Raw genomic sequence first — 21,776 nt, 5'->3', positions numbered from 1 at the left:
GGTTGCGAAGAATGCAATGCTGCACATGAACTATTGAGTTTTACTGAAGAGTCTCAGCGCTGCGATGTCTGGAATGGTGTGTCACCAGCGACCCACGCGATCTTTGGATCAGACAGCGAATACGCACCCTCAAGCTCATAGATATCTTGATACCCGTAGCCGTAGAGGTTGATGAATGTGGGAACATTCAGTGCAAGTTCGATCCGCTTCACAGGAACGGGCGCCACATTGTCGGTGAAGTTGTTATTGCAATAGATCAGGATGCGCGTGTCCCTCGATGGAATAATCTTGGCGAGCTTGTCGTCCGTGAAATCAGAAAAGTTCAGATGGATCGCGCCGTCGATGTGACCCATTTCGAACGCGTCAGCGCTGCGCGTGTCCAGAATGATTGTGTCCTGATCGGTCTTCATCTCATTGAACGTATCGAGATCAACCAGACGCGAGGCGCGGTACTCGGAGACCTCAGCAGTCAGGCCGAGGAAACCGTCATAGTCGACCTGGCTTTCCTGTGCTTGTGCCATCAGCCCACAGCCAATGAACGCTGCAAGCGTAATCAGGCCGAGAATTGCATTTCCTTTGACACCCATGGCGCCAATCCTTTCCGCATACCTCCCCACACTACACGAACAGGATTACCGCGAATTAAGGCGGGAATGGGCAATTTGAATGAGTTTACTAAGGCTATTCAGGCCCGGGGGTGCGCCGCAGAGTGCACATCCCTCAAGCGGGTCGCATCCACACCCGTATACACTTGCGTGGTAGACAGCGACGCGTGCCCGAGCAGCGTCTGGATCGCGCGAAGGTCCGCCCCCGCCGCAAGCAGGTGTGTCGCGAAAGCGTGACGCAGGGCATGCGGGGTCGCCGTCGATGGCAGCCCGAGAACAGCGCGAAGCTTCTGGACCAGTCCTTGAATGAGGCGCGGATTGAGCGCACCTCCCTTCGCGCCGCGAAACAGAGCATCGCTGCGCCCCAGATTGTAGGGACACAAACCTGCATACGCGTCCACGGCTTCCCGCACGACTGGAATAAGCGGCACAATACGCACCTTTCCGCCCTTGCCTGTGATCCTCAAACGCTCCGGCAGAGGAATGTCTGCACCCGTCAGGCTGAGGGCCTCAGAGATGCGGAGCCCGGCCCCGTAAAGCAGAGACAGCACGGCCGCATCACGCGCATTGATCCAGGCTTCGGAATCCGGATCAGTTCCCGCCTCTGCGATCAGGTCCTTAGCCGCCTCAACCGACACCGGACGGGGCAGGCGTTGCGGACGTTTCGGTCCTTGCAGATAGGCGATCTCCGCATTCTCGATGTCATACGTTCTGCCGAGCCAGCGATAGAGCGCCTTGATAGACGACAGCAGCCGCGCAATGGAGGCATCTGACAGACCATCCCGGCGACGATGCGCCAGAAACGACCGCACATCGCGCGCCCGCAAATTACCCAGCCGCTGCGGCGTTGGCGGCTCCCCAAGATGTTGCGTCAGAAAGCCGAAAAAGCCTGCAAGGTCGCTTTGGTAGGCTTCGACGGTCTTTTCAGCCATCCGGCGTTCATCCGTGAGATAGGCGACGAAGGCAGCAAGCGTTTCCATACGAGCAGTGTGACCGCACGATCTTAACTTTGCCTTTCGCGGGGGAGACGCCCTTCAGGGCTCGATGCGCTTCCCCGCCCAGTCGAACACATGCCCGCTGTCACCCGCGCGCAAGCCTTCGATGACATCAAGCAGATAGCTTGCGCACTGTTCCGGTGAAAATAGTTGCGTGTCCGGCACGTTCGACTGGAACGGTTCGGAAAGTCCGGTATCGACCGTACCCGGATGCAGCCCGACACAGATGGACTCGTCATTCTTTCGGGCGCTCTCGATCGCATAGTTCCGGATCAGCATGTTCAGAGCCGCTTTCGATGCTCGATAGGCATGCCAGCCTCCCAGGCGATTATCGCTGATGGAGCCGACGCGTGCAGACAAAGGCGCAAACACCCATCGCCCCGACCGCGACATCTCGCCCAGCACATGCTTGGCGATGAGCGCCGGCGCAATCGTGTTTGCGGCAAATATCTTCTCGAACGCATCGCGGCTTTGATGGCGGTAGGATTTTTCAGGCTGAAGCCCCTCCCCGGCATGAAGCAGGCCAATCGCGACAATACAGAGTCGAATGTCACCTGCGCCTGCAATCTCCTTGAGGGCTGTCCTCAGGGAGCCTTCGTCCAGCGCGTCAGCCGTCACGCCGATCGCCCCATACGGCGCGGTGCCTGTTCGGGAGACGCCGAATACCGTGTCGTGCTGACCTCGATGAACAAGCTGTTCTGTCAGGGCGCGGCCGATCCCGCCATTCGATCCGAATACAATTGCGTTCATGCAGTCGGATCTAGAGTGCGGAAGCGTGGAGGCAAAAAAGAAGGGCGACCAATCAGGCCGCCCTTCACTACTCTACCTGTACTCTACTATCCATGAAGATAAGCATACTGAGCTTAACCCTTCATGAATGAGATAACGCGAACCCTTAGCTCTGTTTGGCGAGCAGGTTGCGAATTTCTTCCAGAAGCACTTCCTGGCGCGGTGGCGCAGCCGGTGCAGCTTCCTCTTCCTTTTTCTGCATGCTGTTCATGCCCTTGATAATAAGGAACATGACGAACGCAACGATGATGAACGAGATCAGCGCGGCGATGAATGCGCCTAGCTCAACAATCGCGGCCTCTTTGACCACTTCGCCAGCTTCGTTCAGCTCGGCCGGGGAAATCGTGTAGGTCAGAGCCGACAGGTCGATGCCGCCCATGACCGGCGCCAGAATCGGCAGAAACACGCCCTGAATGAAAGCTGTGACAACCGTAGCGAATGCACCGCCCATGACGAAGCCAACCGCCATGTCGACCAGATTGCCTTTCATGGCAAACTCTTTGAATTCCTTAAGCATTGTGCGCCCCTTTCCCTTGCCTTGGATATTTCAGCGTAGACGCAAATAGGCAGAGAATTTGCCGGGCGCGTCAAGACGCCACACTCAGTTAACGCTGCTATGGGGCTTAGCGCGCTTCGGGGTCTTCGCCGCCATTCACGCGGGCGCGAAGCTCCTTGCCAGCCTTGAAGAACGGGACCGATTTCGCCGGCACTTCGACAGACTCACCCGTGCGGGGATTACGCCCCTTGCGGGCCTCTCGTTGCCGGACCGAGAATGCACCGAAGCCCCTGAGCTCGACACGATCCCCTCGTGCGAGCGCAGAGCCGATCTCGTCAAGAATAACATTGACCACCCGCTCCAGATCTTCCTGGCGCAGGTGACTGTATTCGACAGCGAGTTTTGCAATCAATTCGGACTTCAGCATGTCGTTGATATTAAACGCATTTGCGGCGGGAGCGCTAGGCCCCCGCCGCAAACATTTCATCAATTTTAGATTATGATCCGACGGTCGGATCAATCACCTCAGCTGTCAGCCAGTTCAGCGGATTGAGCTTTCCACTCAGCGCCTTTTCCAGACGTGCCAACTTCCTCTTCGAGGGTCGCCAGCTGAGCGTCTGTCAGCGCAGCGATCTGCCAGAAATGGTAGATGCCAGCTTCGTTCAGCTTCTTCTCGAAGGCCGGTCCGACGCCTTTGATCTGCTTCAGATCGTCAGCATCGCCCTGGGCTGCGGACAGGCGGCCATTCTCGTCGAGCGCAGACGCGTCGGCAGTTGCCTTGCCATCTGTGCTTGGCGGAGTTGGCGTAACCTTCTCGGAAGTTTCCTTGGCACCGCCGGACGAAGCCAGGGCTGCGCCGAGGATGTCGCCGAGCGACGCACCGGCGTCTGCCGATCCGTATTGTGCAACGGCTTCTGCCTCTTCCGCGATTTCGAGGGCCTTGATCGACAGGGATACGCGGCGGGACGAACGGTCCACCGAGATCACTTTCGCGTCGACCTTGTCGCCTACAGCGAAGCGTTCCGGACGCTGGTCCGCGCGATCACGGGACAGGTCAGAGCGACGGATGAAGGATTTCATCGCCGGGGAGCCGAATTCGACTTCGACACCGCCAGAGGTGACTTCCGTAACCGTACAGGTGACGGTCGAACCGCGTTTCACGCCTGCACCGCCATCTGCCGGGGCCTCGATCGGGTCACCAGACAGTTGCTTGATGCCGAGCGAGATGCGCTCTTTGTCAACGTCAACGTCGAGGACTTTCGCCTTGACGATGTCGCCCTTGTTGAAGGCTTCGATGGCTTGCTCGCCGGATTTGTCCCAGGCGATGTCGTTGATGTGCACCATGCCGTCGAGGTCCGGGCCGAGGCCAACGAACAGACCGAATTCGGTGATGCCACGAACTTCGCCTTCGATTTCCGTGCCGACCGGATGCTCTGCAAGGAAGGCGGTCCACGGGTTGTCCATGGTCTGCTTCAGGCCGAGCGAGATGCGGCGCTTCTCGGAATCGACGTCCAGGACTTCCACATCGACTTCCTGAGAGGTCGACAGGATCTTGCCCGGATGGACGTTTTTCTTGGTCCAACTCATTTCGGAAACGTGGATCAGGCCTTCGACACCATCTTCCAGCTCCACGAAGGCGCCGTAATCGGTGATGTTGGTGACCTGGCCCTTGAGGCGTGCGCCGACCGGATAGCGGACGTCGATGCCGTCCCACGGGTCGGAACCGAGTTGCTTCATGCCAAGCGAAATACGCTGGGTTTCCGGGTTGATCTTGATGATCTGGACTTCAACTTCCTGACCAACTTCCACAACCTGGCTTGGATGGTTGATGCGCTTCCAGCTCATGTCCGTAACGTGCAGCAGGCCATCGATGCCGCCGAGATCAACGAACGCACCGTAATCGGTGATGTTCTTGACGATACCCTTGCGAACGTCGCCTTCCGCCATGTCGGAAACGATTTCTGCGCGCTGTTCGGCGCGGCTCTCTTCGAGGATGGCGCGGCGGGAAACAACGATGTTGCCACGTGCGCGGTCCAGCTTGAGGATCTGGAAGGGCTGAATTTCGCCCATGAGCGGGCCTACGTCGCGAACCGGGCGGATGTCCACCTGGCTGCCTGGCAGGAACGCATTCACGCCGCCCAGGTCGACTGTGAAGCCACCTTTGACGCGGCCGGAAATTGCACCTTTGACGGGCTCTTCGGCGTTGAAGCTCTTCTCGAGCTTGATCCAGCGCTCTTCGCGGCGAGCCTTGTCACGGGACAGGACAGCGTCGCCAAGGGCGTTTTCGATGCGATCAAGGTAGACATCGACGATGTCGCCGGGGGCCGGCTCCTTGTCTTCCATCGAGAATTCTTTGACCGGAATACGGCCTTCGGTCTTCAGACCGATATCAACCAGCACCGCGTCATTATCGATACGAATAACGGTTGCCGGGATGACCTGACCTTCCTGCATTGCGCTGGCGGCCGTGGACGATTCGAACATTGCTGCGAAATCGTCGGTCGTTGGATTGAAACTATCAGACATTTGGGTTCCTTCGGGCGGGTCGAACGGCTCAAGGCAGACGTGCACTATTGCAGCCTGCTCAGAACGACCCGAGAGCGTGGTCTCTTTGAATTTGAAGTGGTGCGGCCTGTTTGGATTTGAGGTGCCCCCAATTTGGAGGAGCAGCCCCTTCAGGCGCGGTTTCCACGGGCAATCGCTGCCTCAACAGCCGCAATCGCCTTTTCCACTGCGGCCTCTATAGTCAGGTCGCTTGTATCGATCAAGACAGCATCTGCCGCCATTTCCGCAGGGGCGTCCTTGCGGGACTGGTCTCGCTGGTCGCGCGCGCGCAGCTGTTCGATGACTTCTTCGAGAGTCAGGTCACTTCCCTGCCCCTGCAATTCCTTCCAGCGCCGCTCTCCACGCACTTCAACGCGGGCATCCACCCAGAGCTTTGCATCGGCCTCCGGCGCAATCACTGTCCCGATGTCGCGGCCATCCAGAAGCGCCCCGATGGGCTGGGTGGCGAATGCCCGTTGCAGTTCGAACAATGCCTGTCTTACATCCGGAATTGCGGCAACCACACTCGCTGCCTTGCCCGCGTCAGCCGTACGCAGATCCGCTTCGTCGAAGCTGGCAAGATCCAGATGGCGCGCAACATGAGCGACTGCGTCCGGGTCCGTCAGATCGACGCCAGCGCGAAGCGCGGCGACGCCCGTCGCCCGGTACAGCCGTCCGGTATCCATGTGCGGCAAACCGTAATGAGCCGACAGGCGCTTGGAAATCGTGCCCTTGCCTGAAGCGGTGGTTCCATCAATCGCAATAATCATGGGGGCGGGAAGTGAGCGATCCCGCAAGTCAAGTCAAGCAGGCTCAGCCGCTGGCGCTTCCACAAAGCCTTTCCAACCGCTCATATAGTCAATGAAGCTCTCCCCAAGCCCCTCGCGGCGGAGATGATCACGTGACACCGGAAGCGTTGCGGGCTCAAAATCCGGATCGGCGGCGACTTTCTCTGGAAAGTCATGATGCAGGATCGCGCCGCGACCAATCACGACAAAATCCAGTCCTGCCTCTATCGCTGCGTGACATTTCGCGCCGGTCAGCAGCTTTCCAGCTGCGCCAAGGCGAACATTTCCGCGCGGCAAATCCGTGAACCAGTCCACAAGACGGCGCTCCTGATACGCCTCGTCAGCCGGCATCTTGAAGACATCCCACAAGGACATGTCGAGATAATCGATCTTTCCATCTGCCATCACGCGGCGCGCCACTTCGCGCACCTCGCCGANATCCATACCGAACCGCTCCGGCGACAGGCGCAGGCCCAACGAGAAATTCTCACCGCAAGCGGCGCGGATGCCATCAATGATTTCGAAGGTGAGCCGGGCACGATTATCCAGGCTGCCGCCATAGGCGTCATCGCGCTTGTTGATCTCGGCGCTCAGGAACTGGCACAGCAGGTANCCGTGGGCACCATGCACCTCAACGCCGTGGAACCCAGCAGCTTCACAGCGCACAGCCGCCGCAATGAAATCATCGCGAACTTTCTCGACCTCAGCGAGGGTCATCGCCCGAGCATCGAACTCTTCATTGTCCGACGGACAAACCGGCTTGCCCTCAATCAGATCGTGCGGCGTGCGCATACCTGCATGGTGAAGCTGGACGACCGAGTGACTGCCTTCCGCGTTAATCCTGGCCGCAAGCTCCCGCAGGCCGGGAAGGTGGGCGTCATCAAAACATCCAAGCTGGCCCGGAAAGCCGATTCCGTGCGGATCAATCTGGGCCGCTGCGGTCATGGTCAGGCCAAAGCCGCCCTCAGCCCGCATGGAGAGCCAGCGGATCTCGTCTGCACTGAGCGTGCCGTCGGCATGGCTCTGCTGGTTGGTGAGAGGAGCAAGTACGAAACGGTTCTTGAGGGCAGGCCCCAGAGAAAACGCGAGGGGAGAAGTCAGATCAGTCATGATCTGTACTTTGCCGCCCCGCGCTCTGTCGTCAATTTTGACCTAGCGGCAATCAGCCTTCCGAAATATCCGCGCCAAGCTCTGCCATGTGACTGAGAAAGTCCGGATAGCTGGTCGCAATCATGGAGATATCGTCCACGCTGACCGGATTCTGCGACGCTGTGCCCATGACCAGCGCGCTCATGGCGATCCGATGGTCATGCCGCGTTTCCACAAGGCCGCCCCCTGGCGGAGGGCCACCGCAGCCCTGAACGGCAAATCCATCCGGGCGCTCTTCGGCGTCAACGCCATTGGCCCGCAGCATGGCGACCACAGCGCCAATGCGGTCGGATTCCTTTACGCGCAATTCCTCCGCGCCGGTAACAACCGTCTCACCTTCAGCAAAGGCAGCCAGCACACCAAGGATCGGGAATTCGTCGATCATTGAAGGGACCAGACGCTCAGGCACGGGTTTTCCGCTCAATTGCGCTGATCCGGCATGCACATTGATCAGCCGCTCCCCTGCCGCATCGCCCATCTCTTCTGCGCCCAGATGTGCGCCCATCAGGTTGACCACATCATAGAAACCCGACCGGGTCGGATTGGACATGATGCCCTCGACCATGACATCCCCTTGCGGTGACAGAATGCCCGCCGCGACAAGAAATGCTGCGGAGGAGGGATCGCCGGGGATGGCAGCGTCAATCGCAGTCAGCTTTTGCCCACCTTCCAGGGACACGCGAACGCCTTCGGCCCCCAACCGCTCTGTTCCCACAGTGACACCAAATCCGCGCAGCATGCGTTCCGTATGGTCTCGGGTCTGACGAGCCTCTTCAACAATCGTTGTGCCATCTGCGTTCAGGCCCGCAAGCAACACGGCCGATTTCACCTGAGCAGATGCGACCGGCGGGACATAGGTGATCGCCTTCAGGCTTTCTGTGCCAACAATTGCGAAGGGCAACTGGCCATCCGGCCCTGCCGTATCGAGCCCGCGCATCATGCGCAGCGGTTTCAGGATCCGATTCATCGGGCGTGAGCGAAGGCTTTCGTCTCCGGTCATCTCGACATTGATGGGATAGCCAGACACCAGGCCCATCATCAGGCGAGAGCCTGTGCCTGAATTGCCGAAGTCGAGATCTTTTTCCGGCTGGCTCAGTCCTTTTTCGCCCACACCAATCACTTCCCATGCACCGGGGCCAGTCTGCTTTACAGTCGCGCCGAGCGCTTCCATGGCCCAGCCTGTACGCAGGACATCTTCGCCTTCGAGAAGGCCGGTAAATCGGCTGGTTCCTGCTGCAAGTCCGCCAAAGATGAGGGCACGATGTGAACAAGATTTGTCACCCGGCGCGCGGATGTTGCCTTTGAGAGCTTTAACGGGTCGGCTGGTCCAGACCATTTCAGGTACATTCCCTGCTTGATTGATCACGTGAAATGGGGCTTTGACAGCGTGCGGCGTTCATGGCAAGCGCCCGCCCATATCAAAATCAGAGAAGACCATAAGGAGGCTGTCTCCCGTGTCGAAAGACAAACTTGGAACCAAACAGGTCTGCCCTTCCTGCGAGGCACGCTTCTACGACCTGAACAAGCGCCCCTGCGTCTGCCCGAAATGCGGCGAGGAATTTGATCCGGAAGACGAAGTCATCCGCACCACCATCACCAAGGTAAAAGCCAAGGCTGCAAAGGCCGCGGTCAAGACCGAGGATGATGATGAAGATGACGACGAAGAGGATGCCGCCGCCCGCACCAATGACGACATTGATGATGAGGACGACGAATCCGACGAGGAAGAAGCCAAGGAACTTGGTGGCGACGAGGAAGAAGTTATCCTCGAAGGTTCGTCCGATGAGGACGAAGACGGCGATACGCCAGCGAAAGTCCCGGCCGGATTCAATGAAGACGGCGTGGATGACGATGATGATGACGACATCCTGCTGGATGACGATGATGACACTGACTTCGAAATCGATGCAGACGCCGACGATGACGACGACGATCTGACTCTCGATGATGAGGAAGATGAAAAATAGACTTGAAACCCGGAAGCGGCGGATGTAACTGCGTCGCTTCCGGTTCGGGGCCATAGCTCAGTTGGGAGAGCGCTTGCATGGCATGCAAGAGGTCGTCGGTTCGATTCCGTCTGGCTCCACCATTTCCTGCGTATTCAGCGAATTTCTGTCGTTCTCGTCATTCCTGAACCTTGCCTGAATACACGCGCCATCTGGTGCACATAAACGTGACTATGTGCCCCGAAGATGCCCCAATCCGGTCCTTGAACCGGAACCTTTGTTCCCCACCTTTATTATGAACAGTGGAACACATGCTTCCCGCGTTCGGCATGTCTGTCTCTTGTGACGGAAAGGATTGGAACGATGACTACAGACCTGAAAACGAACCCGTTTGAAAGCGACGCCTTCGTGTATATCCGCCATCTTGATGCCGGAGAGCTTTCGGGAATTCTTCCCGAGAATGCGATTGATCAGATCGACGAANCCGACGANTTGTTCGTNGTGGCGTCGGCCGACGGNGTGCGCCTGGCTGTGGTACAAGGCCGCGAAGCCGCCTTTGCCGCTGCCCGGTCTCACGATCTGAAGCCGCTCAGCGTACACTGATACGCTTTCAAACAGGCCCCATTGGAANTCCCCTTCGAACTGGGTTCGGAGGGGTTTTTTCTGATCCAGCTTGTTGCGCCTGCAGGAACCANCCATCCGGCCTTGCCCTTGGGGGGGCGCAGGCATAGGGTGCGCGCGTTTTCACCCCCCGGACCCCCACACTATGCCCGATACACACACATCCGACCTGCCCGTGACCCTGGACGATATCAAAGCTGCCGCTGAAGTGCTGGATGGCCAGATCGTTCATACGCCGATGAACAAGTCACGGACGCTGTCGAGCATTACGGGCGCAGAAGTCTGGGTGAAGTTCGAGAACCAGCAATTTACCGCTGCGTTCAAGGAACGCGGCGCTTTGAACCGGCTGTCGAAACTGACGGATGACCAGAAGAAGCGCGGGGTTATCGCCGCTTCNGCCGGNAACCATTCGCAGGGCGTCGCCTACCATGCGCGCCGCCTTGGCATTCCGGCCACGATCGTGATGGCCAAGACCACCCCTTTCAGCAAGGTCGAGCATACCCGCAGTCACGGCGCACGTGTCCTGTTGGAAGGGCTGATCTTCGACGAAGCCAAAAGCTATGCGATGGAAGTGTGTGAGCGGGACAATCTCACCTTCCTGCACCCGTTCGACGATCCTGACATCATCGCCGGGCAAGGTACGATTGCGCTGGAAATGCTGGAGGCCAATCCAGAGCTCGANACGCTGGTCGTGCCGATTGGTGGTGGCGGCCTGATCAGCGGCATCGCGATTGCGGCCAANGCCCTGAAGCCTGAAATCAAGATCATTGGCGTCGAGGCGGCAATGTATCCCTGCATGCACGCCGCCCTGCGCGGCGAAACGCCAAAAACCGGCGGTGCAACAATCGCTGAGGGCATTGCCGTGAAAGAGGCGGGGGAGCTGACCCGCCAGATTTGCGCTGAGCTGGTTGATGACATCGTCCTGGTAGAGGAAGAGCATCTGGAGCGCGCCATCACGCTGTATGCGGAGGTCGAGAAAACCATCGCCGAAGGCGCGGGTGCAGCTGGGCTTGCTGCCCTTCTGGCACATCCCTCGCGCTTTCAGGGCCGCAATGTCGGCCTTGTCCTGTGTGGCGGCAACATCGATACGCGCTTGCTATCTTCNGTGCTCACACGGGCACTTGTTCGCGAAAACCGCCTGACCTCCATCCGTATCATTGGCGACGATCGGCCCGGCCTCNTGGCGCTTGTTTCCAAGATCATNGGCGANCAGGGCGCCAACATCATGGAAGTCGCCCACAATCGCATCGCGCTGGATGTNCCCGCAAAAGGCGCAGAATTCGATATTCTGATCGAAACGCGCGATGCCCAGCACACACAGGAAGTCATCGATGCACTCGCCCAAGCTGGCTATCCGCCACGCTCCCTCTGACCGCTGCGTCAGCTGCCGAGGTGACTTTGCTGCTTGTCCTGCTTAAACGAGACTGATCCCACCTGATCACTGGAGAGACACATGATCCGGACTATGCTCGCGGCTCTTACCGCTACAATCCTCGCCACAGCGTGTAGCAGCGGCACCGATACCGCTGACCTCGACGCAACGTTCGACAAGCATCTACCCTGGAACTCAGAAAGTGCGGACGTCGAAACTGGGCTTGCCGGCCTCGAATATATCGTCCTGAAGGAAGGACCAGAGGACGGCGCGAGCCCTGTGCCAACCGATATGGTCCGTGTCCACTATGAAGGTCGTACCGCGGACGGCGAGAAATTCGACTCCTCCTATGATCGCGGATCTCCCTCAATGTTTCGCCTGAATCAGGTGATTCCGGGCTGGACGCAGGGGCTCCAATTGATGAGCGAGGGCGACACCTACCTCTTCTATATTCCAAATGCTCTCGCCTATGGAAATTCCAATCGCGGCGACGTCATCAAGGCGGGCGACGATCTCGTTTTCCAAGTGGAGCTGGTTGAAGTGATGGAGCCGAAATCGGCTGATGCGGAAGCCTGGGAGAAATACACGCCGTGGAATTCAGACCTTCCGGAAGTCCAGAAAACTGAGTCCGGACTGCAATATGTTGTTCTGGAAAGCGGCGATGCATCTGGCGCCAGCCCCGTAAACGGACAAATGGTTGCTGTCTATTATGAAGGCCGGCTCGCAGAGAACGGCGAAATGTTCGACAGCGCCTTCCAGCGGGGTCAGCCGGAACTCTTTCCCTCAGACCGCCTGATCCCGGGCTGGGTCGAAGCGCTTGCCATGATGAAGCCGGGAGATCGCTGGCTGATGTATATTCCATCGGACATTGCCTATGGTGCCCAAGGCACGCCGGGCGGCCCCATTCCTCCGAATGCGGATCTGATGTTCGAAGTCGAACTTCTGGACGTGATGAACTAGCGTCTCTTGTACCGGCGTGGAGAGTTCGGCGACGAATCCTCCGCGCTCGGTTCGCCTGCTTCTTCGGGAAGCAAATCGGCCCTGAAGTAGATTGGCAGGTCCAACGACGTTTGAAACCACGGGCGCTGCTGCCCCTCGGACGCATGCATGACATCGTCATTCACCCGGCGCAGCACAGATTGAATGCTTATCCGGTCTGGCGTCACGACATTCCGGGCAAATGCGTCCGCGAACAATGACGGGGCTTTCCCGTCTGGATGATACGTTCCCGGCGCATCCGCATAGGCAATAACAACCCGATCTTTGCCGAAGCTCTCTGAAAAACCGCGATCCTCTCCCTTTTCGCCGCCAAGCGAAAATGGCCTGCCGCAGTCGACCAGCATCATGATCGCTTGTGACGACGCTGCTTCCATCTGCGCCACAAGATCAGAAATCCAGATTCCCTGGTCTCGCAACTCAGATTTGGACCGGGGGATCGGGCCCTGCGGCAACAGCACATTCTCTCCGTCCAGGGCTGTTCCATATCCTGCGAAATAGACCAACCCGACAGATGCCGGACCCGCCGCGTCGAGACGCTGCACGAAAAGGTCGACCTGATCCCGGGTTTCGCGATCATTTCCGTCTGGGAGATAAACGGTCTCATAGCCTGCAGAAGCCAGCGCACTTCGAACAATCTCCCCGTCATGATGGACATTTGGCAGGCTGAGGTCTCCGGCATCGGAATAGGAATTCGCAATAATGAGGGCATGCCTGAGTGGGTAGCGTGACGTCTCGGCGCTCGATTCCGACGGATCCCTGGTCCAGGAACCAATCTTGATGTCGGAAGACCTGCGCTGAAGCCGGGAGAGATTCATGGGCTCCTGCCGTTGAAGCGTTTGTTCAAGTACATCCAGACGTACCTGCTCGAACATGTCACGGACAGTGGTCGCAGGCTCATTGAGACGAATGCCAAGTGCCCGTGCGTAGGGTCCGTTCCCGTCATCGGCACGGCCATCGCTTGCCGTCTCCCCTTCCCAGGTTGCGAAGGAGAGGAACATGTTGCGCTCGCCAGCGCCGCCCGCCGTACGCCTGAGGCCCCGGAAAGCCTCTCCTCCGCCAAGCGAGCGTTGGGCCTCTGGCAGTTTTAAAACGTTCCGACAGGCGTCGATGGCGACAACGCTTGGAGCTTCCAACGCGTCCAGCCGTTCCATCAGCCAATCCAGTTCCACAGAATCATCCCAGAGTGCTTCGTTCAGTTCATCTGCTTCCCCTACCGGGATCAGATAATTGCCGCCGGTCTCTCGGGCTGCGCCGTGTCCGGAATAGTAGAAAAATCCCATGGCCTCAGGCCCGGCGGCCTTCAACTCTGCCACATAATCTCGGATTGCGCTCATCATGGCAGATCGCCCGGCATTCTGAACGATGTCGCCAGAAACGAGCCGGAACCCGCAATTGCGCACGCCTTCGGCCACCACATTGGCGTCATTGATCGGATTGGAAAGCGTTCCGATGCCCTCTGAATAGGACGCATTGCCGATGATCAGCGCAATTCGCTTTTTTGCAGGTGTCTGTTGTGCGCGGCCGGGCCAAGGCATGGCCGCCGCGCCACCGATCAGCAGCATATGGCGACGTGAGATCATCTTGACCCTCCGACGAAAGCGACGCCCTTTTCTTGCCCATGCAATCCTACCTCGTCAACACAACCCAATCGTATGGGTTGTCATCCCATGAGAGCGCTGACAGGAAGAGCCTCGGAATTACACAAAGGATCGCACACTTGACCATTTCCGCCGACCAACTCGCCCGGATTGCCCTCGACGCCGGAAAACTCATCATGGAGATCTACGAAAGCGATTTCGATGTGGACCGGAAAGGCGACGCCTCTCCGGTGACAGAGGCGGACCAACGTGCCGAAGTCCTGATCCTGAAAGGCTTGGCCGAAGCTGAGCCAAGCCTGCCGGTCGTCGCTGAGGAATCCTTCAGCGATGGAAAAGTGCCCGAGCACGGTCATCGGTTCGCACTGGTCGATCCGCTGGATGGCACAAAGGAATTCGTAAACAAGAATGGTGAGTTCACCGTAAACATCGCGATTATCGAACATGGCCGCCCGGTCATGGGGGTTGTGTATGCTCCAGCGCGTGATCGCCTGTTCGTGGCTGAGAGCCACAATTCAGCCTGGCAGGCCACGGTCGAGCCAGGTGGGGATGTACCAACCGAACGCACCGCATTGAAAATCCGCCCTGCCCCTGAAGCGGGCCTGACAGCTGTCGCCTCAAAATCGCACCGGTCCGCGGAAACAGATGACTGGCTCGGCAAGTTCGACGTCGCCGAAACCGTCGGGGCCGGTTCGTCGCTGAAATTCTGCCTGATCGCTGCAGGAGAGGCAGACCTCTACCCTCGCATGGGCCGCACCATGGAATGGGATACAGCGGCAGGTCATTCGGTCGTGGAGGCTGCAGGTGGCCGCGTACTGACAGAAGAGGCAAAACCTCTTCTCTACGGCAAGAAAGAACGCGGCTACGACAATCCCCATTTCATCGTTTATGGCGATGTCACCCCCGCCTGAGGCACGATCTCGATTTTTTCGCCAAGTCCTGCCACAAGCATGTGAGGAGGATGTAGCGTATGGCACGGCAGTACTTTGGAACGGACGGCATTCGTGGCCGGGTAAACGCACACCCGATGACGGCAGAGACCGCCCTTCGGCTGGCAATTGCGGCTGCCCGGACATTCGCTCCAAATGGCGGGCGTGAAGTGGTCATTGGCCGCGATACCCGTCGGTCTGGGGAAATGATCGAAGCCGCCCTGATTGCTGGCCTGACCAGTATGGGCCTCAAACCTGTCTTGCTTGGCGTTGTCCCAACACCGAATGTCGCCCTGATGACAAGAGAAACCGGCGCTGCGCTTGGCCTGATGGTTTCTGCCTCTCACAACAAGGCAGATGACAATGGCGTCAAACTCTTCAGCCCCGAAGGCATCAAGCTGACAGATGAAACCGAGGAGGCGCTTGAATCNGCCATGGCGTCGGCCTTCGAGGGAGATTATCCCGCTCCTTCCACGGTTTCGACGCCCCACTCACTCACCGGCGCGACAACGCTCTATCTGGACCGCTGCCTGCAAGCGGTTGGCACAGACATGGACCTGTCCGCGCTGAAGATTGTGCTGGATTGCGCTCACGGTGCCGCGTTCGAAGTAGGACCCGCAGCGCTACGCCAGCTCGGCGCGAACCTGACGATCATTGGCGATCAACCGGACGGTCTGAACATCAATGCTGGTGTTGGCTCTACCGCNACGGACCTTCTGAAAACGACAGTCGTCGACACCGGGGCTGATATCGGAATCGCATTTGATGGCGATGCCGANCGGGTCNTCGTGGTNGATGAAACCGGAGAGGAAGTTGACGGCGACCAGGTCATGGCGCTCATCGCTGGCGAATTGCACCGGGCCGGAAAGCTGACTGGCGGGGGCATGGTTGCCACTGTCATGTCGAATATGGGTCTGGCAGAATACCTCAAGGAACTTGATCTGACGCTGGCGCGCACGAAAGTTGGCGACCGCTATGTCGGCGAGCACATGCGCCAGCACGGTTTCAATCTGGGCGGCGAACAATCCGGGCACATCATTCTGTCGGATGTATCCACNACCGGCGATGGCCTGNTGGCAGCCCTTCAGGTTCTGAAAACACTCTCAAACAGCGATCGCCCCGCCTCCGAATTGTTGCATGTCTTCGACCCAGCTCCGCAAAAACTGGTCAATATACGTTTCAGCGGATCAAACCCGCTGGACGCAGACACTGTGAAAGCNGCGCTGTCGGACGCAGACGACATGTTGGGCAAACGCGGACGCATGGTTGTCCGCAAATCCGGCACCGAGCCATTGATCCGCGTCATGGCGGAAGCATTGGAAGAAGACCTGATGTTGCGTGCTCTGGCCCATGTGGTCAGCGCGGTAGAAGCGGCCGCCTGATAAGGCTTTGTCAGGAATTGTCCTCCACACTTTCGGGTGAAATGGGGGGGGCAGACCATGACGTTTGACGCACGAGGTGGCAGTAAACCGAAAGATGGCAACACGCTGACCTTCGGCGCGATCACAATTCTTGTCGTCGCTGGCGCCTTCTTTGCGGTGCTNAACCTGCCAAAGAAAAGCGCTTCTGATGGGCCGTTTCCGATTGCTTCCGCTCAAGTAAATTCGGTCCAGCATGCAGGTCTTGAAGGTAAATCAGCCAAAGCCTTCCTCTCTGCACTTGGGCGAATTGACCCGAATGCACGCGCTGATCTGGACCGCCGCCTTTCGAAGTCGGATCAGCACGATCATGCCCGAATAGCGCTGGCGGCCGCGGGCAAAGTGCTTCGCCAGCATCAGACCACGCTCGCCAATGCCAATACGCGCCATGTGGACGACTGGCTGGACATGACCCGCAAGGAATTGCGAAGCGCATCACGCCGCAATCACCGTTGGTGCTCTGGAAGTCGCTATCAGAACTTCGACGCGGCCTCCGGATTATCCAGCCAGATGGCCGCAGCTTCAGACCTTGCGGATCTTGGTAGCGAACTGACCGACTATTCATTCGCCTCTATCAGCATCGCGTTCGCCGCAATTGAAGATGCGCGAACCAGCCCGGTAAACCACGGAAAGCTCACCCATCAGGATGAATCGGCCCTGCAGGGCGTCGCCATGTCGATTATCTCCGATCCGCAGATCATGCCGCTCATGCTCGCCGCGAACTCGGGCGGGCCGTCGCCGACCATGCTGGAATCTCTGGATATGTGCGATTTGGGCGTTACGGCTGTGACCGCACTGAAAACTCTGCCTCAGGGGACGAAAGGACGTGCTTTCTCGGAATTCGTGATGTCCGCCGACTTTGATTCTGGGGATCTCAGCCAATTGGAAAAACTATCCCGCCTCTGACAATCAACGTCGCGCGATGCCGGATTCTCCAAGCCGCCATTCCAGCACATCTAGCCGATCCTGCCCGAAAAACGCCTCTCCCTCGAACACCATGAGCGGAACNCCCCAATGATGCGGATCCTGGGCCGTCTGGTTTTCGGCGATGACTGCTTCCAGCCGGTCAGCCTCGGCCTCTTGCCGAACATCCAAATCGGCAAGATCGAATCCNGCTCGCGCCGCCGCATCGGCCAGCGCAGTGCCCTCTGTCCATGCCCCGCCGGACCAGATCAGGGTTGAAACTTCATCCATGAAAGCCCAGCCCGCATCATCGCCCGCCTCGCAGGCCAGAATNCCGAGCCGTGTCAGACGACCGATATAGGGCTGCTCCGGAGAGATTTCCCGCGTGACCATATTCATGACCACTGGGTCAGGGTTCAGGGGTCCGAATGGCAGCTCCAGATACTGAGCCAGTCGAACAATGTCCCGCACCAGATACGGCACCCATTGCGGTCGGATTTCCGAGAAGAATTCAGGCGTTCGTATGGCAATCGGATACACGGGCCGAGGCCGCACGCGCACATCCCATTTCGAGCTGAGGGCGCGAAGCCGCTTCGTCGCCAGATAGGAATATGGCGACCGAAAAGACCAGAAGACGTCGACAGTTTTCATGGCGACACTTTGGCGGCGTATTGATGCCTTCACAAGAACTGATTTTAGGCCCATCTAATTCGGCATGGGCCTCGATAACTCCTTCCGCCAGTTCATGGACAAATTCCAGATGCCGGACTTTTCCGCGATGGACTGGAAAGGCTCGGTTGATCGCCTGCGCCAGCAATTCTTCGTTGCCAGCCGCGCGATTGAGCGAGATGCGCCGGAAATGGCCAATATCTCTCTGGTCACCCTGCCCGGCCCCGCCGGACCGATGAAAGCCCGCCTGTACACACCGCTGGGNGCGGGAATACCGCCCGGCCCCGGCATCGTCTTCTTTCATGGCGGCGGATTTGTTCTCGGCGACCTGGACAGTCATGACATGATCTGTCGGCGGCTGGCCGAGGGGGCGAGAGCGCGGGTGATCGCGATCGACTATCGTCTTGCCCCAGAGCACAAGTTTCCCGCGGCGCATGATGATGCGCTTGCTGCCTGGAATTGGGTCACCACGCATGCCGACGCTTGCGGGGTGGATCCGAACCGGCTCGCCGTTTGCGGAGACAGCGCAGGCGGGAATCTTTCGGCCTTTCTTGCACAGGAATTACTGCGCACCGGAAAGCCTGGTCCAAAGTTCCAGCTACTGCTTTATCCATTGGTGCAGTTCGTGGACATACGAACAAAGAAGATGACCTTCCAGGANGGTGGNTTCTTCATTTCTGCAAATCTGTTTGAGTATTTTCGNGATGCTTATATCGGCGAGGATACGCAGCGNATGGATCCGCGTGTCTCTCCCCTGTTCGCTGATCCTGCCTCTTTCAAGGGTCTTCCGCCTGCGCATTTNGTTCTGTGTGGNTGGGACCCCCTGAANGATGAGGGGCTCGCCTATGCNGACAAGATGGCGAGCTTTGGCGTGAAGGTCAGCGTGCGGGAGCATCCGGGCATGGTGCATGGATTCATGAACATGACTGCCTTGTCCGACACCGTCCGGGACGCGATTCGCGATGCNGGTATCGAAGCTGGCAAGGCGCTCGGTTCGATCTNANNACGCATAAAAAAGGAGGCGATCCGAAGACCGCCTCCAGTGCTGCATTCGATGGCAATCAGTCGCTGCCGCCGAAACGCTTGGTCACACTGATTTTGAATGTGCGGCCAAACGGATTGTGGGTGTACGGGTCATAGTTCAGGTCGAACTGGGCNAATGGCGGATCTTCATCCGTCACGTTCACNACAGACAGNCCGANNTCCAGNTCCCANGCCGTCGACTGCCACGNATAGAACAGGTCNAACGTNGTNTGGCTGTCGATATCCGACGTGCCATTCCCCGTCAGATCGCCGCGCTCATCTTCATAGGAGTCGATGTGACGCATGACACCGCGGAAATTGTGGTCGCCTGCTGACAGGTTGGCGAACACGTTCGCTTTCCAGCTCGGCAGGGAACGGGAGAAGTTCGACCGGTTGAACTGATCCACACGGTCGCCGCCCGGAATGACCACACCTTCGATCTCGAAATCATCGACATCATATTCGAGAATGTAGGAAGCTTCCGCGCCCAGCGAGAAATCGCCGCCCGCAAAGGCATTATCCCAAACGTTTTCGACACGAATATCGAAACCGGATGTCTTGATGTCAGGACCATTGACGATGTTGGTTTCAACACGGGCAATTTCGTTCGCCTGATTGATCCCGTCACTGTTGTTATCCGTGAACGTAATACGTTCCAGGATCGCATTGTCAGTGTCACCGGCAGCAATCGCTGCCAGAGCAGCATTCACGATTGAGGCCTGATCTTCGACGATGATCGGGTCAGAGAAGTCGAAATTGTAGTAATCAAGCGAGGCACTGAATCCGCCCTGCTGATAGATACCACCAATGTTGAAGCTGAAGGCGCTTTCTGGCGATAGAGCCGGATTACCGAACTGGTCAACCGCCTTGAAGGCAGATGTCGGCGCAACAAATTGCAGTGTTGTGACGTTGCCAGCCAGTTGGTTCAGCGTTGGCCCCTTGAAAGAGGTCTGGGCAGACCCACGCAGGGAGAAGGCATCGTTCACTTGCCACTTGGCTGCGACTTTCGGGTCGAAGGTCGAGCCGACATCACCGCCATAATCTTCATACCGCATGGCAACCTGAACATCGAGATCTTCAAAGAGCGGGATCTGAAGTTCACCAAATGCGGCGTAGATCGTCTGATCACGATCAGCAGGCGTAAAGCCGGCCAGGAACGAGAACGGACCTGTACCGCCTGGTCCAGGCGTGATGTTGAGATTGTTCAGCGCGTTGGGCGTCAGCGTGTAAGTTTCCTGGCGAACCTGGAAACCAGCAGCCCAACCCACGGAGCCACCTGCGGCCTGTACATTGGACTGACCGTTCATGACGGCGTCGAACACGAGCAAGCTGGTTTCAGCTGCCGTGAACTGTCCGTCCGTCATCCAGTCCGCAAGCGTCTCGGAGTTCTCAAGACCCGGCACATAAGATGGATTTGCTTCACCCGTAATCGCATTTGCCGGAATGGCGTTGGAGAATGGGTTGTAATACTCACATGCGCCTGTGCCTGCCACGAGTGAGCCAGTATAGCCCGCCGCGAAAGGCTGAGTTCCAGTCGCCGGATCATTGCCGGTGATCGGATCGGTACAAACACCAAATCCGTTCAGGGCAGCTGTGAAGCCGAGGATGTAGGTATCATTCGTGTTCCGATCAGCAGAAGCCTCACTATAGCCGAGGCTGGCCGACCAGTTGATGCCATTCTCGAACGTGCCGTCGAGTTCACCGGCGAGTCGAAGCGTCTCATGCTCGCGGAAGCCTTCCTGCGCGCCGCCTGTGCCGGGGAAGCCGCCCCAACCAAAAGAACGTCCGATATACAGCGCTGCGAGCGTGCCGGCCGGGAAGTCGCCGGGATTGTCCGCAATGTATTGCTGGAAACCCGGGTTGGTAACCGGAACCACTTGGGTTGCCAGTTCCTGCGGCGGGTAGGACGGAGACGTTTTCCAGGATGGCACGTCTGTCATGCCGTAAAGCGCCTCGACATGGAGGCCGACGCCGTTACCAAATTCGCGGTTAAACTCAGCGAATATCTGATAGCGCTCTTCCTCTTCAACCAGATTATCGAACTGGGTGAACTGGAAATAGCACTGATCGTTGGCGGGGTTCACAATGCCGCCAACATCCGTACAGCCTGCTTCACGATTGACTGCGCCAATGACGCCAGTTGCGCCGAGAGCAACATAACGGCCCGGATTGGACAAGGAAGAGAAACCACCGACGGGGTTTTCCGTAATGTCGGAGATAGCCCAGTCTTTCTCAAGCAACGGCACTTCGTTCCGATACTGATAACCAGCCGAAATAATGAAGTTCCAATCGCCGCCCTGCTTACCCCAGGCAGCAGACACATCATACTCGCCATCAGAGCCATCAAACTGCTGGAAGCTGCCGCCGACTTCGAATCCGTCCAGATCATTGCGCGTGATGAAGTTCACAACGCCTGCAATCGCATCGGAGCCGTACAGCGCCGCGGCGCCATCTTTCAGCACTTCGATCCGGCCAATGGCAGCAGACGGGATCATGTTGGTATCCACGAAGAGCTGTGCCTGCTCACCCACGCTATAAGGCGAGAATGTCTGACGCTTGCCGTTCAGCAACACAAGTGTCCGTCCGGGCCCAAGGCCCCGCAGGTTCACATTGGACGTCCCTTCCAGACCGTTCGAGGCGAACTGGTTGGTTTGTCCGTCGACACCGGAAGACACGCCAAGGTTGCGGATCAGCTCCGACACGCTGGGCGAGCCTTCAAGCTTGAGCTCACCCGCCGTCAGGACGTCCACCGGCAGCGCTGCGTCCTCTGGCGTTCCGGCAATGAACGATCCCGTCACAACGACGGTATCCTGACGTGCCTCTGCATCTTCCTCCTGCGCGACCGCTGGCATGCCGACAGCCATCGCAACGCAAGACGCACTGAGCCACAGTTTGAATTGGTTCTTCATATATTTCCTCCCGTGTTGTGAGCGAC

At 58.2% G+C, this 21,776-nt stretch carries 18 protein-coding genes, 1 tRNA gene and 1 pseudogene; 8 read left to right on the top strand and 12 right to left on the bottom strand.

The window, feature by feature from the left end; translation table 11 throughout:
- Positions 1–53: 53 nt before the first annotated feature.
- The 9 genes and pseudogenes from CBB91_RS01515 to aroA all read right to left on the bottom strand — a co-directional run bounded on the left by CBB91_RS01515 (position 54) and on the right by aroA (position 8,702).
- Positions 54–587, bottom strand: a complete 534-nt coding sequence (locus CBB91_RS01515) for a rhodanese-like domain-containing protein (RefSeq protein WP_273011373.1) — start codon at positions 585–587, stop codon at positions 54–56.
- A 98-nt stretch (positions 588–685) separates the two neighbouring features.
- Positions 686–1,585 carry a tyrosine recombinase XerC gene (locus tag CBB91_RS01510; protein WP_273011371.1) on the bottom strand — a complete coding sequence of 300 codons (900 nt, stop codon included), beginning with the start codon at positions 1,583–1,585 and terminating at the stop codon, positions 686–688.
- A 54-nt stretch (positions 1,586–1,639) separates the two neighbouring features.
- Positions 1,640–2,350: an SDR family NAD(P)-dependent oxidoreductase gene (locus CBB91_RS01505; protein WP_273011369.1), complete on the bottom strand. Its 711-nt coding sequence runs from the start codon at positions 2,348–2,350 to the stop codon at positions 1,640–1,642.
- A 145-nt stretch (positions 2,351–2,495) separates the two neighbouring features.
- The gene (mscL, locus tag CBB91_RS01500) at positions 2,496–2,906 is read right to left on the bottom strand and encodes a large conductance mechanosensitive channel protein MscL (protein ID WP_035547961.1); all 411 of its coding nucleotides are present in this window, start codon (positions 2,904–2,906) and stop codon (positions 2,496–2,498) included.
- A gap of 106 nt (positions 2,907–3,012) precedes the next feature.
- Positions 3,013–3,312, bottom strand: coding sequence for an integration host factor subunit beta (locus tag CBB91_RS01495; protein ID WP_035547965.1), 300 nt, complete (start codon positions 3,310–3,312; stop codon positions 3,013–3,015).
- Positions 3,313–3,725: 413 nt separating this feature from the next.
- Positions 3,726–5,411, bottom strand: a pseudogene (gene rpsA / locus CBB91_RS01490) (30S ribosomal protein S1); the annotation flags it as partial.
- 149 nt (positions 5,412–5,560) lie between these two features.
- Positions 5,561–6,199 (bottom strand): (d)CMP kinase, encoded by a 639-nt coding sequence (gene cmk, locus CBB91_RS01485; RefSeq protein WP_035547969.1) that lies wholly within the window; start codon positions 6,197–6,199, stop codon positions 5,561–5,563.
- A 33-nt stretch (positions 6,200–6,232) separates the two neighbouring features.
- Entirely contained in the window at positions 6,233–7,327 is a 1,095-nt protein-coding gene (locus tag CBB91_RS01480) for an NADH:flavin oxidoreductase (protein WP_273011363.1), read from the bottom strand.
- A gap of 52 nt (positions 7,328–7,379) precedes the next feature.
- Complete coding sequence (gene aroA / locus CBB91_RS01475; protein ID WP_288145209.1) at positions 7,380–8,702, bottom strand: 3-phosphoshikimate 1-carboxyvinyltransferase; 1,323 nt, start codon at positions 8,700–8,702, stop codon at positions 7,380–7,382.
- 118 nt (positions 8,703–8,820) lie between these two features.
- Here aroA and CBB91_RS01470 point away from each other — a divergent pair, with 118 nt between their 5' ends.
- The 5 genes from CBB91_RS01470 to CBB91_RS01450 all read left to right on the top strand — a co-directional run bounded on the left by CBB91_RS01470 (position 8,821) and on the right by CBB91_RS01450 (position 12,265).
- Positions 8,821–9,333: a TIGR02300 family protein gene (locus CBB91_RS01470; RefSeq protein WP_035547978.1), complete on the top strand. Its 513-nt coding sequence runs from the start codon at positions 8,821–8,823 to the stop codon at positions 9,331–9,333.
- A 46-nt stretch (positions 9,334–9,379) separates the two neighbouring features.
- Positions 9,380–9,455, top strand: a tRNA-Ala gene (locus tag CBB91_RS01465).
- Between the two features lie 220 nt (positions 9,456–9,675).
- The gene (locus CBB91_RS01460) at positions 9,676–9,915 is read left to right on the top strand and encodes a DUF1150 family protein (RefSeq protein WP_273011356.1); all 240 of its coding nucleotides are present in this window, start codon (positions 9,676–9,678) and stop codon (positions 9,913–9,915) included.
- Positions 9,916–10,078: 163 nt separating this feature from the next.
- The gene (locus CBB91_RS01455) at positions 10,079–11,305 is read left to right on the top strand and encodes a threonine ammonia-lyase (protein WP_273011355.1); all 1,227 of its coding nucleotides are present in this window, start codon (positions 10,079–10,081) and stop codon (positions 11,303–11,305) included.
- An 81-nt stretch (positions 11,306–11,386) separates the two neighbouring features.
- A complete protein-coding gene (locus tag CBB91_RS01450) occupies positions 11,387–12,265 on the top strand; it encodes an FKBP-type peptidyl-prolyl cis-trans isomerase (RefSeq protein ID WP_051602431.1) in 879 nt (292 codons plus the stop codon).
- Here the strand turns inward: CBB91_RS01450 and CBB91_RS01445 are convergent.
- Positions 12,262–13,884, bottom strand: coding sequence for a caspase family protein (locus tag CBB91_RS01445; protein ID WP_273011352.1), 1,623 nt, complete (start codon positions 13,882–13,884; stop codon positions 12,262–12,264). The genes CBB91_RS01450 and CBB91_RS01445 overlap by 4 nt on opposite strands.
- Before the next feature lie 137 nt (positions 13,885–14,021).
- Between CBB91_RS01445 and cysQ the strand changes: the two genes are divergently transcribed.
- Together cysQ and glmM are read left to right on the top strand one after the other, a co-directional pair.
- Positions 14,022–14,810: a 3'(2'),5'-bisphosphate nucleotidase CysQ gene (cysQ, locus tag CBB91_RS01440; protein WP_035547985.1), complete on the top strand. Its 789-nt coding sequence runs from the start codon at positions 14,022–14,024 to the stop codon at positions 14,808–14,810.
- Positions 14,811–14,869: 59 nt separating this feature from the next.
- On the top strand, positions 14,870–16,210 hold the full coding sequence (glmM, locus tag CBB91_RS01435) for a phosphoglucosamine mutase (RefSeq protein WP_273011349.1): 1,341 nt from the start codon (positions 14,870–14,872) through the stop codon (positions 16,208–16,210).
- A gap of 945 nt (positions 16,211–17,155) precedes the next feature.
- On the opposite strand, the gene CBB91_RS01430 is transcribed toward glmM, so the two are convergent.
- Entirely contained in the window at positions 17,156–17,800 is a 645-nt protein-coding gene (locus tag CBB91_RS01430) for a DsbA family protein (protein WP_273011346.1), read from the bottom strand.
- A gap of 64 nt (positions 17,801–17,864) precedes the next feature.
- On the opposite strand from CBB91_RS01430, the gene CBB91_RS01425 reads away from it, so the two are divergent.
- Complete coding sequence (locus CBB91_RS01425; RefSeq protein ID WP_273011344.1) at positions 17,865–18,914, top strand: alpha/beta hydrolase; 1,050 nt, start codon at positions 17,865–17,867, stop codon at positions 18,912–18,914.
- On the opposite strand, the gene CBB91_RS01420 is transcribed toward CBB91_RS01425, so the two are convergent.
- Entirely contained in the window at positions 18,880–21,750 is a 2,871-nt protein-coding gene (locus CBB91_RS01420) for a TonB-dependent receptor (RefSeq protein WP_273011341.1), read from the bottom strand. The two genes, CBB91_RS01425 and CBB91_RS01420, sit on opposite strands and share 35 nt — an antisense overlap.
- Between the last annotated feature and the right edge of the window lie 26 nt (positions 21,751–21,776).

It is taken from the genome of Hyphomonas sp. TMED31 (assembly GCF_002172815.1).
Classification (GTDB): Bacteria; Pseudomonadota; Alphaproteobacteria; order Caulobacterales; family Hyphomonadaceae; genus Hyphomonas; species Hyphomonas atlantica.
The sequence above is the reverse complement of the archived record's forward strand: the minus strand, read 5'-3'. Positions and strand labels throughout refer to the sequence as shown.

Excerpts from the sequence above, each read along its gene's own strand:
- CBB91_RS01515 (WP_273011373.1), bottom strand. The coding sequence starts at position 587 with ATGGGTGTCAAAGGAAATGCAATTCTCGGCCTGATTACGCTTGCAGCG.
- cmk (WP_035547969.1), bottom strand. The coding sequence starts at position 6,199 with ATGATTATTGCGATTGATGGAACCACCGCTTCAGGCAAGGGCACGATT.
- CBB91_RS01450 (WP_051602431.1), top strand. The coding sequence starts at position 11,387 with ATGATCCGGACTATGCTCGCGGCTCTTACCGCTACAATCCTCGCCACA.
- mscL (WP_035547961.1), bottom strand. The coding sequence starts at position 2,906 with ATGCTTAAGGAATTCAAAGAGTTTGCCATGAAAGGCAATCTGGTCGAC.
- aroA (WP_288145209.1), bottom strand. The coding sequence starts at position 8,702 with ATGGTCTGGACCAGCCGACCCGTTAAAGCTCTCAAAGGCAACATCCGC.
- CBB91_RS01510 (WP_273011371.1), bottom strand. The coding sequence starts at position 1,585 with ATGGAAACGCTTGCTGCCTTCGTCGCCTATCTCACGGATGAACGCCGG.
- CBB91_RS01445 (WP_273011352.1), bottom strand. The coding sequence starts at position 13,884 with ATGATCTCACGTCGCCATATGCTGCTGATCGGTGGCGCGGCGGCCATG.
- CBB91_RS01495 (WP_035547965.1), bottom strand. The coding sequence starts at position 3,312 with ATGCTGAAGTCCGAATTGATTGCAAAACTCGCTGTCGAATACAGTCAC.
- CBB91_RS01505 (WP_273011369.1), bottom strand. The coding sequence starts at position 2,350 with ATGAACGCAATTGTATTCGGATCGAATGGCGGGATCGGCCGCGCCCTG.